Raw genomic sequence first — 15,808 nt, forward strand, 5'->3', positions numbered from 1 at the left:
ATGCAGATCGTGCGGGCGTCTGAGAGCCATGCAGCTTTGCTATCATCCACGGCCTTTCTACACGTTCAGCCCAGGTAGTCTCCATGTCCGACCGCAGCGCCCGCCTCCAGGCCCTTCAGCAAGCCCTGAAAGAACGCATCCTGATCCTCGACGGCGGCATGGGCACCATGATCCAGAGCTACAAGCTGGAGGAAGCGGATTACCGCGGCACGCGCTTCGCCGACTGGCCGAGCGACGTAAAGGGCAACAACGACCTGCTGCTGCTGAGCAAGCCGGACGTGATCGCCGAGATCGAGCGCGCCTACCTGGACGCCGGCGCCGATATCCTGGAAACCAACACCTTCAACGCCACGAGGGTCTCGCAAGCCGACTATGGCATGGAGGCCCTGGCCTACGAGCTGAACGTTGCCGGCGCCCGTGTCGCCCGCCAGGTGGCGGATGCCAAGACCCTGGAAACCCCGGATCGCCCGCGCTTCGTCGCCGGCGTCCTCGGCCCGACCAGCCGTACCTGCTCGATCTCCCCGGACGTCAACGACCCCGGCTTCCGCAACGTCACCTTCGACGAGCTGGTGGAGAACTACACCGAGGCCACCCGTGGCCTGATCGAGGGCGGCGCCGACCTGATCCTGATCGAGACCATCTTCGACACCCTCAACGCCAAGGCGGCGATCTTCGCCGTGCAGCAGGTGTTCGACGAGGACAATGTAGAGCTGCCGATCATGATCTCCGGCACCATCACCGACGCCTCCGGCCGCACCCTGTCCGGCCAGACCACCGAGGCCTTCTGGAACTCGATGCGCCATGCCCAGCCGATCTCCATCGGCCTGAACTGCGCCCTCGGTGCCAAGGAACTGCGCCCATACCTGGCCGAGCTGTCGGCCAAGGCCGACACCCACGTCTCGGCCCACCCCAACGCCGGCCTGCCCAATGCCTTCGGCGAGTACGACGAGACCCCGGCGGAGATGGCGGCGGTGGTCGAGGAGTTCGCCGCCAGCGGCCTGCTCAACATCATCGGTGGCTGCTGCGGCACCACCCCGCCGCATATCCAGGCGATCGCCGAGGCGGTCGCCAAGTACAAGCCGCGCGTCATTCCGGACATCCCCAAGGCCTGCCGCCTGTCCGGCCTGGAGCCATTCACCATCGACCGCAGCTCGCTGTTCGTGAACGTCGGCGAGCGCACCAACATCACCGGTTCGGCCAAGTTCGCCCGGCTGATCCGCGAGGAGAACTACGCCGAGGCCCTGGAAGTCGCCCTGCAGCAGGTGGAAGCCGGCGCCCAGGTGATCGACATCAACATGGACGAGGGCATGCTCGACTCCCAGGCGGCCATGGTGAAGTTCCTCAACCTGATTGCGTCGGAGCCGGATATCTCCCGCGTGCCGATCATGATCGACTCCTCCAAGTGGGAAGTGATCGAGGCCGGCCTCAAGTGCATCCAGGGCAAGGGCATCGTCAACTCGATCTCCATGAAGGAAGGCGTCGAGCAGTTCAAGCACCACGCCAAGCTGTGCAAGCGCTACGGCGCCGCCGTGGTGGTGATGGCCTTCGACGAGGTCGGCCAGGCCGATACCGCCGCCCGCAAGAAGGAAATCTGCAAGCGTTCTTACGACATCCTGGTCAACGAAGTCGGCTTCCCGCCGGAAGACATCATCTTCGACCCGAACATCTTCGCCGTGGCCACCGGCATCGAGGAACACAACAACTACGCGGTGGACTTTATCGAGGCCTGCGCCTTCATCCGTGACGAGCTGCCCTATGCGCTGTCGTCCGGCGGTGTGTCCAACGTGTCCTTCTCGTTCCGCGGCAACAACCCGGTGCGCGAGGCGATCCATTCGGTCTTTCTCTACCACGCGATCCAGAACGGCCTGACCATGGGCATCGTCAACGCCGGCCAGCTGGAGATCTACGACGAGATTCCCAAGGAGCTGCGCGACAAGGTCGAGGACGTGGTGCTCAACCGCCACGAGGGCAGCACCGAGGCGCTGCTGGCCATCGCCGACAACTACCGTGGCGGCGGCGCGGTGAAGGAAGCCGAAGACGAGGAATGGCGCAGCTACCCGGTGGCCAAGCGCCTGGAACACGCGCTGGTCAAGGGCATCACCGCCTTCATCGTCGAGGACACCGAGGAGTGCCGCCAGCAGTGCGCGCGCCCCATCGAGGTGATCGAAGGTCCGCTGATGAGCGGGATGAACGTGGTCGGCGACCTGTTCGGCGCCGGCAAGATGTTCCTGCCCCAGGTGGTCAAATCCGCCCGCGTGATGAAGCAGGCCGTGGCCCACCTGATCCCCTTCATCGAGGCGGAGAAAGGCGACAAGCCGGAGGCCAAGGGCAAGATCCTCATGGCCACCGTGAAGGGCGACGTGCACGACATCGGCAAGAACATCGTCGGCGTGGTGCTCGGCTGCAACGGCTACGACATAGTCGATCTGGGCGTGATGGTGCCGGCGGAGAAGATCCTGCAGACGGCGATTGCCGAGAAGTGCGACATCATCGGCCTGTCCGGCCTGATCACCCCGTCGCTGGACGAGATGGTCAACGTCGCCCGCGAGATGCAGCGCCAGGGCTTCAGCCTGCCGCTGATGATCGGTGGCGCCACCACCTCCAAGGCGCACACGGCGGTGAAGATCGAGCCCAAGTACCAGAACGGCGCAGTGGTCTACGTCACCGACGCCTCGCGCGCCGTGGGCGTGGCCACCCAGTTGCTGTCGAAGGAACTCAAGGCCGACTTCGTGCAGAAGACCCGCGACGAGTACGTGGTGGTGCGCGAGCGTACCTCCGCGCGTGCCTCGCGCACCGAGCGCCTGCCTTACGCCGAGGCCCTGGCCAACAAGCTGCAGTTCGACTGGGCCGGCTACCAGCCGCCGAAGCCGAGCTTCACCGGCGTGCAGGTGCTGGACGACATCGACCTGCGCGAACTGGCCGAGTACATCGACTGGACGCCGTTCTTCATCTCCTGGGACCTGGCCGGCAAGTACCCGCGCATCCTCACCGACGAAGTGGTCGGCGAGGCGGCGACCGCCCTGTTCACCGACGCCCAGGCGCTGCTGAACAAGCTGATCGACGAGAAGCTGATCAAGGCCCGCGCCGTGTTCGGCTTCTGGCCGGCCAACCAGGTGCGCCACGACGACATCGAAGTCTACGGCGACAACGGCAAGACCCTGGCCACCCTGCACCACCTGCGCCAGCAGACCATCAAGCCGGACAGCAAGCCGAACCTGTCCCTGGCCGACTTCGTCGCGCCCAAGGAAAGCGGCAAGACCGACTACGTGGGCGGCTTTATCACTACCGCCGGCATTGGTGCCGAGGAAGTGGCCAAGGCCTACCAGGACAAGGGCGACGACTACAACAGCATCATGGTCAAGGCCCTCGCCGACCGCCTCGCCGAGGCCTGCGCCGAGTGGCTGCACCAGCGTGTACGCAAGCAGTACTGGGGCTACGACGCCCACGAGCAACTGGACAACGAGGCGCTGATCAAGGAGCAGTACGTCGGCATCCGCCCCGCTCCCGGCTACCCGGCCTGCCCGGACCACACCGAGAAGGCCACCCTGTTCAAACTGCTCGACCCCGAAGCCGACTACAACAAGGCCGGCAAGAGCGGCGTGTTCCTCACCGAGCACTACGCCATGTTCCCGGCGGCCGCCGTCAGCGGCTGGTACTTTGCCCACCCCGAGGCGCAGTACTTCGCCGTGGGCAAGGTCGATCAGGATCAGGTCGAGTGCTACACCAAGCGCAAGGGCCAGGAACTGGCCGTGACCGAACGCTGGTTGGCGCCGAATCTGGGGTACGACAGCTGATCGAACAAGGGGCGCTCAGGCGCCCCTTCTGGTTATTTATGACTCCCCTGGAAATCATCGCCGCCGCCCTAGGCATCACCTCCGTCTGGCTGACCGTGCGGCAGAACATGCTGTGCTGGCCCATCGGGCTGGTCATGGTGCTGCTCTACGCCTGGTTCTTCTTCGATGCTCGCCTGTATTCCCTGGTACTGCTGCACGGCGTATTCGCCGCCATGCAGCTGTATGGCTGGTGGCAGTGGCGCCAGGGCGTGGATGACAGCGGCCGGCGGCCCGTCAGCAGCACCGGAACCACGGAAGTGGCCATCGGCCTGGGCTTGGCGCTGATCGGCGGCCTGCTGCTGGGCCTGGCCATGGATCGCTTCACCGAGGCCGTGTATCCCCAGATGGACGCCCTGCTCACCGCCTTCAGCCTGCTCGCCCAGCTGTGGATGGCGCTCAAGCGCTGGCAGTGCTGGGTGCTGTGGATAGTGGTCGACGTGCTCTATGTCGGCTTCTTCGCCTTCCAGGACTACTGGCTGACCGCCGCCCTGTACGGCGTATTCACCGCCCTGGCCGCGCTCGGCCTGCGCGAATGGCGCACCGCCTGGAAGAGCGCCCCATGAAAGTGCTGGTGCTGACCGGCCCCGAATCGAGCGGCAAGACCTTTCTCGCCGAGCGCCTGCAGCAGCGCTTCGGCGGCCTGGTGGTCGGCGAGTACGTGCGCCACTTCATCGAGCAGGAGCGGCGCGATACCTGCCTGGCGGACATCCCCGCCATTGCCCGCGGCCAGCTGGCCTGGGAAGACGCGGCGCGCGCCCAGGCGCCGGAACTGCTGATCCTCGACACCCACCTGCTCAGCAATATCCTGTGGAGCCGCACCCTGTTCGGCGACTGCCCGGCCTGGCTGGAGCCGGAGCTGCTGGCCCGTCACTACGACCTGCACCTGTTGCTGTCACCGCAGGGTGTCGAATGGGAAAGCGATGGCCAGCGCTGCCAGCCGGACCTGGCCGACCGCCTATGCTTCCACCAAAGCTGCCGCGACTGGCTGCAGCGGCACCAGCGCGCCTGGGTCGATATCGACGGCGACTGGGCTGCGCGCGAGCGCCAGGCCATCGAACAGGTACATCGACTGCTCGGCTGAAGCCCGCCGCTGCGCCGCCTACACTGCCCTTCCACTCCGAGATCAGCGCTGGATCATGTCGCCCATCAAATACATCCGCCTCCATCCCTCCGCCGGCCTGCTGTTCGTGCAACTGCTCGGTGTGCTGCTCTATCCCTGGATGGAAGACACGCAGATCGGCCGGGCACTGTTTGGCGCCTTCGGCGTACTGGTACTGGGCATGGCGCTGCATGTGGTCAAGCGCAGCCCGGTGCAGACCTGGGTGGCCGGGCTGCTGGCACTGCTGGTGGTTGGCCTGAATCTGCTCGACATGTTCGCCCCCAGCACGCTGCTGGAGGCGCTGATCGCCATCCTGGAGGCGGCGTTCTACTTCTACGCGGCGGCCAGCCTGATCGCCTACATGAGCGCCGACCTGCACGCCAGCACCGATGAGCTGTACGCGGTCGGTGCCACCTTCACGCTGCTGGCCTGGGCCTTCGCCCATCTGTTCGCCTTCTGCCAGCTGCTGGCGCCGGGCAGCTTCGCCGCGGCCATCGCCCCCGAGGCGGCGCGCACGTGGATGGAACTGCTGTTCCTCAGCTTCACCACCCTCTCCGGCGTGGGCCTGGGCGACATCATCCCGCTCACGCCGGTAGCCCGCTCGCTGGTGATGATCGAGGAGTTCGCCGGGGTGATGTACCTGGCGCTGGTTGTGTCGCGGCTTATTGCCATGACCGTGGCCAAGCGCTGAGAACCTGTCTAGGAGCTCTTGATCGTCGGCCATGCTGCGTTGAAATAGGGCTCGGACTGCTCATTTACAACTCGTAAACTCCGCGTCCTCGCCCCATTTCGCCTTGCCTGGCTCTAGCTCAAAAGCTCCTAAACAGGTTCTAAGACTTCAATTCAGAAATCAAAAAGCCCGCTGATGCGGGCTTTTTCATGCGTGCGGATGGGGCTATTTCTTGACCTCGAAATCGCGGCCCCACAGGCGAATCGACTTCACTTCCGCGCTCGGCCCTTCGAAGACGAACTTCTGCCGTACACCGGTCGACGCCGGGATGGTCACGTCGTCCGGATTGAGCAGCCCCGGCAGCGGCGCGCTGGAGTAGCCTTCCTGGTCGATGGCCAGCAAGGCACCGGTCTGGCGCAGGTTGATCAGGCGCAGCGGCTTGTCGGTAGTGTTCTTGAAGCCCAGCAATGCGCTCAAGTTGCCGTCTTCGACGGTCTCGATCTTGAGCAACTGCACGCTGACCTGGCCATCGAGCTGCTCCAGGTTGGAGACAACGATAGAGCCATCGGCGCCCTGGGCATCCACCCGGCCTTCGGTGACGCCGTCGGACACGCCGCCCAGCAGGTTCTTGCCGGCGGTGATCGCCGTGGAAACGGCCGCCTTGGCGGAATCCTTGATGGTACTCGTCTCGCTTGCCGCTTCCTCGGCGAAGACAGTCGGCGTGCCCAGCGCGAACGTCAGGGCGAGGGCCAGCGGGGAAATCCTGTTCATGGTCGTACTCCTGTAATGACGACGACTGAAAAGAGCCACAGATTGCTCGCCGGCCGCCAAAAAAGCGAGTCGGCAAGCGAGGAATTGCCGGCTGGCTAACGATTCCTGCCCCACCGCGACAGGTGCCAGGTGAGAAAACTCGAACTCCGCGCTGACGGCTTCGCTCCAAGTAGCAGGAGCCAGTCCGGCTCGCACGACGGAGTGACAACATGTACAAGCACACTTTGGCGATACTGGGCCTGGCCGCCGCGGCAACCGGCTGCTCGACCATGGAGAACCCGGCGGACTACGCGACCTACCGCCACGAGCCCCTGGTGCAGGACGTCCGCGACGGCATGACCAAGGACGAGGTACTGACCATCGGCGGGCCACCCTCCTCCGAGGTGCAGAACACCGTCACCGCCGGCACCTGCAACAACTACATTCTCAATGTCGACGGCAAGGAGCAGCCCTACTACGTGACCTTCACCAGCGAAGGCCGGGTCGAGGGCAAGGGTTTCATGACCTGCGAGCAGCACCAGAACAACAAGCGCCGCCTCTGAGGTGGCAACAAAAAAGACCCGCTGCCAGGCAGCGGGTCTTTGCATGGGGCTTAGAACAACAGCTGGAACAGGCCGATCACCACGATCAGGCCGATGATGAAGATGATGCCTACGGTCCCGCCTAGAAACTTCAACATGCTGGGCTCCTTATTTCCGGGTTCACAGTCTGTGACCCCTATAGCCGCCGCAACGTTTCCCCTGATTGCCTCGCCGCGCACTCGCCCTTCACGGCTCGTAGGCTGGATCGCCGCCAGCTGCTGGCGGTGCTGAGCCCACCGCCGCTGGTGGACGACAGCCTGCAGCACATCGGCACCGACCTGGGCATCGCCCTCCGAGCACGCTCAGAGCATCGACCGCCCGACCCACATCGCCGAGCAGGCCATGTACGCGGCCAGGCGCAGCGGCGACGACCAGTAGCGCCTGGGCCAGGCGCTGCCGCTACGCGCCCAGGGCGAGTGAATCAGGCGCCGGAGCGGCGCACGAATTTGATCGAGTATTCCATCTGCGGCTTGCGCGTCACGCTGATGGCGCGGCGGGTGACGGTATCCAGGGTGATGTTCCAGAAGCCGCTGCTGGGCACCGTGATCCGCGCCGGGAACTTGTCGAAGGCGCCGCCGTGATAGGTATGACGGCCGCCATTGCGGTAGCTGCGGAAGTTGGCGTCGTTCATCAGACGGATATTGCAGGGCTGCGAGCAATGAATCACGACGATGTCGTCTTCGTTGAGCTGCTCGCGCTGGTGGATGAATTTCATGCGTCGTGGTCCTGAGGGGGTGAAGCGGAGCGCGACGATACCATGGGCCCGCAGCGCAAGCAGGTTCCGGCGATGGAACGTCGCTACCCGCAATCAAGCGAAGCGCTGCTACGCTGGGTTGAGCCAGATCGTCCCGTCAGGAGTATTCATGCGTCTACCGGCCCTCATGCTCGCCCTGTTCACGCTCGCCGGCTGCGCCGGACCCGGCTACTTCGAGGCGGTGCCGCCGAGCAGCCCGGAGCAGGCCGTGGTCTACCTGTATCGCCCCGAGGCGGACAATCCAGGCCGGCAACCGCTGCGTTTCTCCTACCCGGACGTGCTGATCGACGAGCAGAGCGTCGGTACCCTGCAATTCAACTCCCACCGCCGCGTCGAACTGGCGCCGGGCCGCCACAGCCTGCGCATCACCGGCCTCACCCGCCAGGCCAAGTGGGAGCCGCGCGACATCAAGCAGAACTTCTCGGTCGCCCCCGGCGAGGTCAAGTACCTCAAGCTCGATGTGCGCTTCAACCTGAGCGAGATGACCCTGGGTACTCCCGGTCCCAGCTACCTGATCCACCTCAGGCCAATGCGCCCGGACGATGCCGTCTACGAGATCCGCAACACCGTACCGCAGACCCCGTGAAGCAAGGACCTACAACATGAGCGCAATCCGCATCTTTTCTCTGTCCCTAGCCGTGACCCTGCTGCTGGGCTGCCAGAGCCACGACGACGAATTGGCCACCGACTACAGCCGCACCGACGCCTACGCCGAGGGCGTTCCCGGCGGCGCCGTGCTCGAAACCGAGGAGCTGATGGCCAGCGTCAGTGCCGTCGACAAGGCCAAGCGCACCTTTACCCTGCGCGACGACCTAGGCAACAAGCGCACCCTGGTCGCCCCCGAGCAGATGCAGAACTTCGACCAGCTGCAGGTCGGCGACCGGGTCAAGGCGGTGATCGCCCAGGAGCGCATCGTCTACCTGCGCCAGCCGGGCGAGCCGGTCGAGGACGGCGCCGCTGGCGTGCTGGCCACCGCCCCGCTGGGCGACAAGCCGGGCATGCTGTCCGCCGATACCGTGGAGATCACCGCGCTGGTCAAGGGCATGGACACTACCCTGCGCACCGCTACCTTGGAGCTGCCCGACGGTACCGAGCGCACCATCAAGGTCCGTCCGGACGTCGACATGAAGACCGAGTACCTCGGCCGCCAGGTGGTGCTGCGCGTCACCACCGCCGTCGCCATCAGCGTGCAGCCGCAGTAAGCGATGCCGCCCGAACCGATCAACCTGTTGCAGGCCGTGCCCGATGCGGCGGCGGAGCAGTTCGTGCCGCTGCTGCGCCAGGACGGCCTGCTGCTGGAGCAGATCGTCTCCCACGGCAAGGCCAGCCCGGAGGGCTTCTGGTACGACCAGTCGAAGCCCGAATGGGTGGCCCTGCTGCGCGGCACGGCGCGACTCGAGTTCGACGACGGCGACCGGCCCCTGGTGGCCGGCGATGCCCTGCTAATCCCCGCCCACTGCCGGCACCGGGTCGCCGAGTGCTCGCAGGACGCCATCTGGCTGGCCCTGCACTTCCAGGCCTGACCGGCAGCCCTACGCCCTATCGACGGCCAGTGATAGCATGCGCGCCCCATGCGAATCTCCGACATCCACCAGCGCCTCGCCGACCTCGGCGCCCTGCCCGCCCATAGCGGCCGGGTGATTCGCGCCTGGCTGCAGGGCAAGCCGCTGGACACTGGCACCAAGCGCCAGCACACCGAGCATTTCTTGCCGCTGTCCGTGCGCAATGGTCTGCCGCAGTTGAGCGAGGAGCTGGAAGGCCTTGCCCGGGTCCGCTCCGAGCACCCGGCCGCCGACGGCTCGGTGCGCCTGTTGGTGGAGCTGGGCGACGGCCAGATGGTGGAGAGCGTGCTGCTGCCGCGCGGCGGCCTGTGCGTGTCCACCCAGGTCGGCTGCGCCGTCGGCTGCCTGTTCTGCATGACCGGCAAGAGCGGCCTGCTGCGCCAGGTCAACAGCGCCGAGATCGCCGCCCAGGTGGCCCTGGCGCGCCGCTATCGGCCGGTGAAGAAAGTGGTGTTCATGGGCATGGGCGAGCCGGCGCACAACCTCGACAACGTGCTGGAAGCCATCGACCTGCTCGGCACCGACGGCGGCATCGGCCACAAGAACCTGGTGTTCTCCACCGTCGGCGACCCGCGGGTGTTCGAGCGCCTGCCGCAGCAGCGTGTCAGGCCGGCACTGGCCCTGTCGCTGCACAGCACCAACGCCGCCCTGCGCGAGCGCCTGCTGCCCAAGGCACCGAAGATCACCCCCGAGGAGCTGATGACCCTGGGCGAAACCTACGCCCGCCAGGTCGGCTACCCGATCCAGTACCAGTGGACCCTGCTCAAGGGCATCAACGACAGCCAGGAGGAGATGGACGCCATCCTGCGCCTGTTCAAGGGCAAGTACGCGGTGCTCAACCTGATCCCCTACAACAGCCTGGAGATGGACGAGTACCAGCGCCCGGACGGCGAGCGCATCGTGCAGATGGTGCGCTACCTGCACAGCCGCGGCGTGCTGACCAAGGTACGCAACAGCGCCGGCCAGGACATAGACGGCGGCTGCGGCCAGCTGCGTGCCCGCGCCGAGCGCGTCAACACCAGCCGGCTGCACCACTGATGCTACGCCTGCTCACCCTCTGCGCTGCCCTGGGGCTGCTGTCGCCCTGGCTGGTGACACTGCTGGCGGACCACTCGCAGCACCTGGCCTGGCTGTTCGACCTGGCCAGCCACTGGCAGTGGCTGCACCTCGCCCTGCTGCTGGCCTGCCTGGCGCTGCTGGCGCGGCGCAGGCCGCGCTGGTTGCTTCTGCTGCCGCTGACCGTGTTGCCCTGGCTGAGCGTGGCGCCGATGCTGCCGTCGCACACTGGCGAGACCGGCCTGGAACTGCGCCTGGTCACCGCCAACCTGCAGCAGAGCGACGATGCTCGTGCCCTGCGCGCCTGGCTCGACGAGCAGCCGACCGAACTGGTGCTGCTGCAGGAGGTCACTCCGGCGCTCGCCGGGCAGCTGACCCGCTGGCAGGACTACCCGCACCGCGTCTTCGCCCCGGCCGACTCGCCCTTCGGCCTCGCCCTGCTGTCGCGCCTGCCCCTGCAGAACGGCCGGGTACGCCGCGACAGCGACGACATTCCGAGCATCGAGGCGACCCTGCGCAGCGGCGACCGGGCCGTCAGCCTGAGCCTGGTGCACCCGATGCCACCGCTGTCGCCCTACTGGCACCACAAGCGCAACCTCGGCCTGCAGCTGGCTCTGCAGCGCAACGCTGCGGCGGGCCTGCCCGGCCTGCTGGCCGGCGACCTCAACGCCAGCCCCTGGTCCCAGGCCACCCGCGACCTGCACGACCTCGGCTGGTACCGCGCCAGCGACCTGAGCCCCACCTGGCCGGCCCTCGGCCAAGGCTGGCTGGGCATCGCCATCGACCAGGTGCTGGTCCACGGGCCCTGGCGGGTGGTCGAGCAGGGCCTGGGCCCGGACCTCGGCGCCGATCACCTGCCGCGCCGCCTGCACCTGCAACTGCTGGAAAGCGACTGACATGCACAGCCTGGAACAACTGCGCCGCGGCGAACTGGCCGGCATCAGCCGCCTGGACCTGGCCGCCGACCTCGATGAATTCCCCCGCGAAATCTTCGACCTGGCCGACAGCCTGGAGGTGCTCAACCTCAGCGGCAATCGCCTGGCCGATCTGCCCCACGACCTGAAGCGGCTGCACAAGCTGAAGGTGCTGTTCTGCTCGGACAACCCCTTCGAAACCCTGCCGGAAGCGCTTGGCGACTGCCAGCAGCTGGAGATGGTTGGCTTCAAGGCAAACCGCATCCAGCACGTGCCGGCCGCCGCGCTGCCAGAGCAGCTGCGCTGGCTGATCCTCACCGACAACCGCATCGAGTCCCTGCCGGCCGAGCTGGGCGAGCGCCCGCGCCTGCAGAAGCTGATGCTTGCCGGCAACCGCCTCAGCGCACTGCCGCAGAGCATGGCCCAGCTGCACCAGCTGGAGCTGCTGCGTATCGCCGCCAACCGCCTGGAGACCCTGCCCGACTGGCTGCTGCAGCTGCCGCGCCTGGCCTGGCTGGCCTTCGCCGGCAACCCGGGCAGCGACCGCGCAGAGGCGGCGGCTTTGGCCGGCCACCCACAGGCGCCGATCAACCGCGAGCAACTGGAGCTGGGCGAGCTGCTCGGCCAGGGTGCCAGCGGCCTGATCCACCGCGCCCGCTGGAGCGGCCGCGAGGTGGCGGTGAAGCTGTTCAAGGGACAGATGACCAGCGACGGCCTGCCCCACAGCGAGATGGCCGCCTGCCTCTCCGCCGGCCGCCACCCGCAGCTGCTGCCGGTGATAGGTCCGCTGCAAGCACAGGACGGCGAAGCGGACGGCCTGCTGCTGGAACTGCTGGAGCCGCGCTTCCGCGTGCTGGCCGGGCCACCCTCGCTGGCCAGCTGCACCCGCGACTGCTACGCGCCCGAACAGCGCTTCACCGCCGAGCAGGTGCTGGCCCTGGCGGGCGGCGTGGCCGGCGCCCTGGCGCACCTGCACGGCCAGGGCATCCTGCATGGCGACCTGTACGGGCACAACCTGCTGGTCGACGGCCACGACTGCCGCCTCAGCGACTTCGGCGCCGCTTCCTTCTTCACCCCCGGCAGCGCACAGGGCGCGGCGCTACAACGCCTGGAGAGCCGCGCCTTCGGCATTCTGCTGGAGGAGCTGCTGCAGCGCTGCGACGCGCCGCCGGCGGATCTGCAGGCGCTTGCCGCAGCCTGCCAGCAGGCCGATAGCGCGCAGCGGCCCGATTTCGCCGAGCTGTATGCGGCGCTCGACTGGCTGTAACGACGACGTCATCCGGCGGTCACCGCACCGCCACATGCACCTGTCAGGCTGGCGGCTTTACCTCAGCCAAGGACAGCTCCATGCGCCTGACCCGCCTCGCCACCGCCCTCGCCCTGACCGGCCTGTTCAGCACCCCGCTGCTGGCCGCCGCCCAACCCGCCAACCTCGCCTTCAGCGCCCTCGGTACCTACCGCAGCGGCCTGTTCGAGCAGGGCGCCGCCGAGATAGTCGCCCATGACTCGCGCAGCCAGCGCCTGTTCGTGGTCAACGCTGCCAGCCGCAAGATCGACGTACTGGACATCCGCACACCGAGCCAGCCGACCCTGCTGTTCAGCATCGACCTGTCCGCCTACGGCAGCTCGGTCAACAGCGTCGCCGTGCACCGGGGCGTGGTCGCCGCCGCCGTGGAGGCCACGGTGAAGACCAACCCGGGCAAGGTCGTGCTGCTCGACGCCGATGGCCAGGTCAAGGCCGCAGTGACGGTCGGCGCGCTGCCGGACATGCTCACGTTCAGCACGGATGGCCGGCGCCTGCTGGTGGCCAACGAGGGCGAACCGAGTGACGACTACCTGACCGATCCCGAGGGCTCGGTGAGCATCATCGACCTGCCGCCGCGCCTGGAGCGCCTGAGCCAGCGCCAGGTACGCACCGCGCATTTTCGCAACCTGAAGCGCGAGGACCTGGATCCATCGATCCGCGTGTTCGGCCCCAACGCCAGCGTGGCCCAGGACTTCGAGCCGGAGTACATCACCCTGAGCCAGGACGGCCGCCTCGCCTGGGTGACCCTGCAGGAGAACAACGCCATTGCCGAGATCGACGTGCCGGCCGCCCGCGTGCTGGCCGTGCGCGGCCTGGGCTACAAGGACCACGGCCTGCCCGGCAACGAGCTGGACGCCAGCGACAAGGACGGCCAGGTGAACATCCGCAACTGGCCGGTACGCGGCCTGTACCAGCCGGACTCCATCGCCAGTTTCCGCCAGCATGGCCGGACCTACCTGGTCACCGCCAACGAGGGCGATGCCCGCGCCTATTCCGGCTACGCCGAGGAAGTGCGGGTCGGCAGCTCCAGCTATCTGCTGGACCCAATCAAGTTCCCCGATGCCGCCAGTCTCAAGCAGAACGCCAACCTCGGCCGTCTGACCGTGAGCAAGGCCAGCGGGCTCAACCCGCAGACCGGCACCTATGAGGCCATCTACGCCTTCGGCGCGCGCTCCTTCTCGGTATGGAGCAGCGACGGCCGTCAGGTCTACGACAGCGGTGCCGACTTCGAGAAGATCAGCGCCGAGCGCATGCCGGCGCTGTTCAACAGCAACCACAAGGAAAACACCCCGGACGGCCGCAGCGACGACAAGGGCCCGGAACCGGAAGGCGTGACCGTGGCCAGGCTGTGGGGCAAGCCCTATGCCTTCGTCGGCCTGGAGCGCCTGAGCGGCGTGATGGTCTACGACCTGAGCCGGCCGCAGGCGCCGCGCTTCGTCGAACTGGTCAGCAACCGCAACGCCGCGGTGCAGCCGCCGGCTGCCGAAGCCGGCGACCTGGGACCGGAAGGCGTGCTGGTGATAGACGCGGCGCACAGTCCAATCCCGGGCGTGCCGCTGCTGGTGGTGGGCAACGAGGTCAGCGGCAGCACCACCCTGTACCGTATCGACCGCCGCTAAACGCAGGCCCCGGGCGCTCGCCCGGGGCTCCTCGCTTCAGGTACCGCTCTTGACCTTGCTCCAGATGCGCGTGCGCACCCGGTCGATCTTCAGCGGCATGGCCTCCAGGGCGTACAGCTTGCTCATCACTTCCTGCGGCGGGTAGACCTTGTTGTCGGCCTTCAGCGCCGGGTCGACCAGGCCGTCGGCCTTGGCGTTGCCGTTGGCGTAGTGCACGTGGTTGCTGATGGCGGCCATCACCTCGGGCTGCAGCAGGTAGTTCATGAAGGCATAGCCGGCGGCCTCGTTGGGCGCATCGGCCGGCATGGTGACCATGTCGAACCACATGGGCGCGCCCTCCTTGGGAATCACGTACTCGATCTTCACCCCGTTGCCCGCCTCGGCGGCGCGGCTGGCGGCCTGCATGATGTCGCCGGAGAAGCCGATGGCGACGCAGATGTCGCCGTTGGCCAGGTCACCGACGTATTTGGAGGAATGGAAGTAGCGCACGTTGCCGCGCATCTGCATCAGCAGCGCCTCGGCCTTCTTGTAGTCGTCGAGGTTCTGGCTGTGGTGCGGCAGGCCCAGCTGGTGCAGGGCAATCGGCAGCATCTCCGGGCCGTTGTCGAGGATGGCCACGCCGCACTGGGCCAGCTTGGCCAGTTGCTCGGGCTTGAAGATCAGGTCCCAGGAATCCACCGCCACGCCCTCGCCGAGCACGGCCTTGACCTTGTCGACGTTGTAGCCGATGCCGGTAGTGCCCCACAGGTAGGGGAAGCCGTGCCGGTTGCCCGGGTCGTTGGTCTCCAGCGCCTTCATCAGCACCGGGTTGAGGTTGTCCCAGCCGGGCAGCTTGCTGCGGTCCAGCGGCTTGAGCGCGCCACCCTGGATCTGCCGGGCCATGAAGTGGTTGGAGGGGAACACCACGTCGTAGCCGGAACGCCCGGCCATCAGCTTGGCGTCGAGGGTCTCGTTGCTGTCGTAGACGTCGTAGTGGGCCTTCTGGCCGCTGGCCTGTTCGAAGTTCTTCAGGGTGTCCGGGGCGATGTAGTCGGTCCAGTTGTAGATGCGCACGCCTTCGGCGGCCTGGCTGGCCGATGCGATCAGCATCAGCGGGAGGATCTTCTTCAGCATGGGGATTACCTCGTTGATTGTTCTTGTTAGGTTTCTGTACGAAAACTGCCTGCGCTCGGCGATGCGTCGTTAAAAACCGCTTCGGACTGCTCATTTACCGCTCGTAAACTCCGCGTCCTCAGCGGTTTTTGCCTAGCCTCGCCATCGCTCGACGACTTTTCGTACGAAACCGAGGCAGCGGCCGATCAGAAGATCAGCACGAAGGTCTTGCGCACGGTTTCTTGTATGTCCCACACGCCGGTGGTGTTGGCCGGCATCATCAGCGCGTCGCCGGCGCGGATCTCGATCGGCTCGCCGCCGTCCGGGGTGAAAGTGCAGCGCCCTGCGATGAAGTGGCAGAACTCCTGCTGCACGATCTGCCGGCGCCAGCGCCCGGGGCTGCACTCCCACACGCCGGCCTCGACGCCATCGGCGCGCTCGATGCTGTGGGTGCGGGTCACCGCGTGCGGCTCGCCCAACGGCACGGCCACCGGATGGACCTCGTCCAGGGCCAGCTCGCTGGTGTTCTTGAAGTGATCGATGCTCATCGG

The 15,808-nt window shown here is 66.7% G+C and carries 17 protein-coding genes; 12 read left to right on the plus strand and 5 right to left on the minus strand.

The genetic code is table 11. The annotated features are described in order from the left end of the window. Window positions 1-83: 83 nt before the first annotated feature. The 4 genes from metH to OH686_RS03290 are packed head-to-tail and all read left to right on the plus strand — an operon-like array spanning window position 84 to window position 5,623. Entirely contained in the window at window positions 84-3,794 is a 3,711-nt protein-coding gene (metH, locus tag OH686_RS03275; RefSeq protein WP_289536142.1) for a methionine synthase, read from the plus strand. Between the two features lie 38 nt (window positions 3,795-3,832). Further along, complete coding sequence (pnuC, locus tag OH686_RS03280; protein WP_289536143.1) at window positions 3,833-4,396, plus strand: nicotinamide riboside transporter PnuC; 564 nt, start codon at window positions 3,833-3,835, stop codon at window positions 4,394-4,396. Further along, complete coding sequence (locus OH686_RS03285) at window positions 4,393-4,914, plus strand: AAA family ATPase (RefSeq protein ID WP_289536144.1); 522 nt, start codon at window positions 4,393-4,395, stop codon at window positions 4,912-4,914. Before pnuC ends, OH686_RS03285 begins: the two co-directional genes overlap by 4 nt. A gap of 55 nt (window positions 4,915-4,969) precedes the next feature. Beyond that, window positions 4,970-5,623 (plus strand): potassium channel family protein, encoded by a 654-nt coding sequence (locus OH686_RS03290; protein ID WP_289536145.1) that lies wholly within the window; start codon window positions 4,970-4,972, stop codon window positions 5,621-5,623. Window positions 5,624-5,827: 204 nt separating this feature from the next. Here the strand turns inward: OH686_RS03290 and OH686_RS03295 are convergent, their stop codons facing one another. Then, entirely contained in the window at window positions 5,828-6,373 is a 546-nt protein-coding gene (locus tag OH686_RS03295; RefSeq protein ID WP_289536146.1) for a hypothetical protein, read from the minus strand. 209 nt (window positions 6,374-6,582) lie between these two features. Here OH686_RS03295 and osmE point away from each other — a divergent pair, with 209 nt between their 5' ends. After that, window positions 6,583-6,915, plus strand: coding sequence for an osmotically-inducible lipoprotein OsmE (gene osmE / locus OH686_RS03300; RefSeq protein ID WP_289536147.1), 333 nt, complete (start codon window positions 6,583-6,585; stop codon window positions 6,913-6,915). Between the two features lie 50 nt (window positions 6,916-6,965). Here osmE and OH686_RS23315 read toward each other — a convergent pair whose 3' ends face one another. Next, window positions 6,966-7,052: a small membrane protein YohP gene (locus tag OH686_RS23315; protein ID WP_463667105.1), complete on the minus strand. Its 87-nt coding sequence runs from the start codon at window positions 7,050-7,052 to the stop codon at window positions 6,966-6,968. A 323-nt stretch (window positions 7,053-7,375) separates the two neighbouring features. Beyond that, entirely contained in the window at window positions 7,376-7,669 is a 294-nt protein-coding gene (locus OH686_RS03305) for a DUF1883 domain-containing protein (RefSeq protein WP_192398689.1), read from the minus strand. A 148-nt stretch (window positions 7,670-7,817) separates the two neighbouring features. On the opposite strand from OH686_RS03305, the gene OH686_RS03310 reads away from it, so the two are divergent. The 7 genes from OH686_RS03310 (at window position 7,818) to OH686_RS03340 (ending at window position 14,165) form a co-directional block, all read left to right on the plus strand. Then, complete coding sequence (locus OH686_RS03310; protein WP_289536148.1) at window positions 7,818-8,294, plus strand: DUF2846 domain-containing protein; 477 nt, start codon at window positions 7,818-7,820, stop codon at window positions 8,292-8,294. 16 nt (window positions 8,295-8,310) lie between these two features. Next, the gene (locus OH686_RS03315) at window positions 8,311-8,910 is read left to right on the plus strand and encodes a hypothetical protein (RefSeq protein ID WP_289536149.1); all 600 of its coding nucleotides are present in this window, start codon (window positions 8,311-8,313) and stop codon (window positions 8,908-8,910) included. A 3-nt stretch (window positions 8,911-8,913) separates the two neighbouring features. Beyond that, the gene (locus OH686_RS03320) at window positions 8,914-9,231 is read left to right on the plus strand and encodes a cupin domain-containing protein (protein WP_289536150.1); all 318 of its coding nucleotides are present in this window, start codon (window positions 8,914-8,916) and stop codon (window positions 9,229-9,231) included. Between the two features lie 48 nt (window positions 9,232-9,279). Continuing rightward, entirely contained in the window at window positions 9,280-10,308 is a 1,029-nt protein-coding gene (locus OH686_RS03325; protein ID WP_289536151.1) for an RNA methyltransferase, read from the plus strand. Further along, window positions 10,308-11,222: an endonuclease/exonuclease/phosphatase family protein gene (locus OH686_RS03330; RefSeq protein ID WP_289536152.1), complete on the plus strand. Its 915-nt coding sequence runs from the start codon at window positions 10,308-10,310 to the stop codon at window positions 11,220-11,222. Before OH686_RS03325 ends, OH686_RS03330 begins: the two co-directional genes overlap by 1 nt. 1 nt (window position 11,223) lies before the next feature. Continuing rightward, complete coding sequence (locus OH686_RS03335) at window positions 11,224-12,507, plus strand: leucine-rich repeat-containing protein kinase family protein (protein WP_289536153.1); 1,284 nt, start codon at window positions 11,224-11,226, stop codon at window positions 12,505-12,507. Between the two features lie 80 nt (window positions 12,508-12,587). Continuing rightward, a complete protein-coding gene (locus OH686_RS03340) occupies window positions 12,588-14,165 on the plus strand; it encodes a choice-of-anchor I family protein (RefSeq protein WP_289536154.1) in 1,578 nt (525 codons plus the stop codon). 36 nt (window positions 14,166-14,201) lie between these two features. Here the strand turns inward: OH686_RS03340 and OH686_RS03345 are convergent, their stop codons facing one another. Next, complete coding sequence (locus tag OH686_RS03345; protein ID WP_289536155.1) at window positions 14,202-15,278, minus strand: polyamine ABC transporter substrate-binding protein; 1,077 nt, start codon at window positions 15,276-15,278, stop codon at window positions 14,202-14,204. Between the two features lie 185 nt (window positions 15,279-15,463). Beyond that, window positions 15,464-15,805, minus strand: coding sequence for a cupin domain-containing protein (locus OH686_RS03350; RefSeq protein ID WP_289536156.1), 342 nt, complete (start codon window positions 15,803-15,805; stop codon window positions 15,464-15,466). Between the last annotated feature and the right edge of the window lie 3 nt (window positions 15,806-15,808).

The organism is Pseudomonas sp. SO81 (assembly GCF_030374125.1).
Classification (GTDB): domain Bacteria; phylum Pseudomonadota; class Gammaproteobacteria; order Pseudomonadales; family Pseudomonadaceae; genus Aquipseudomonas.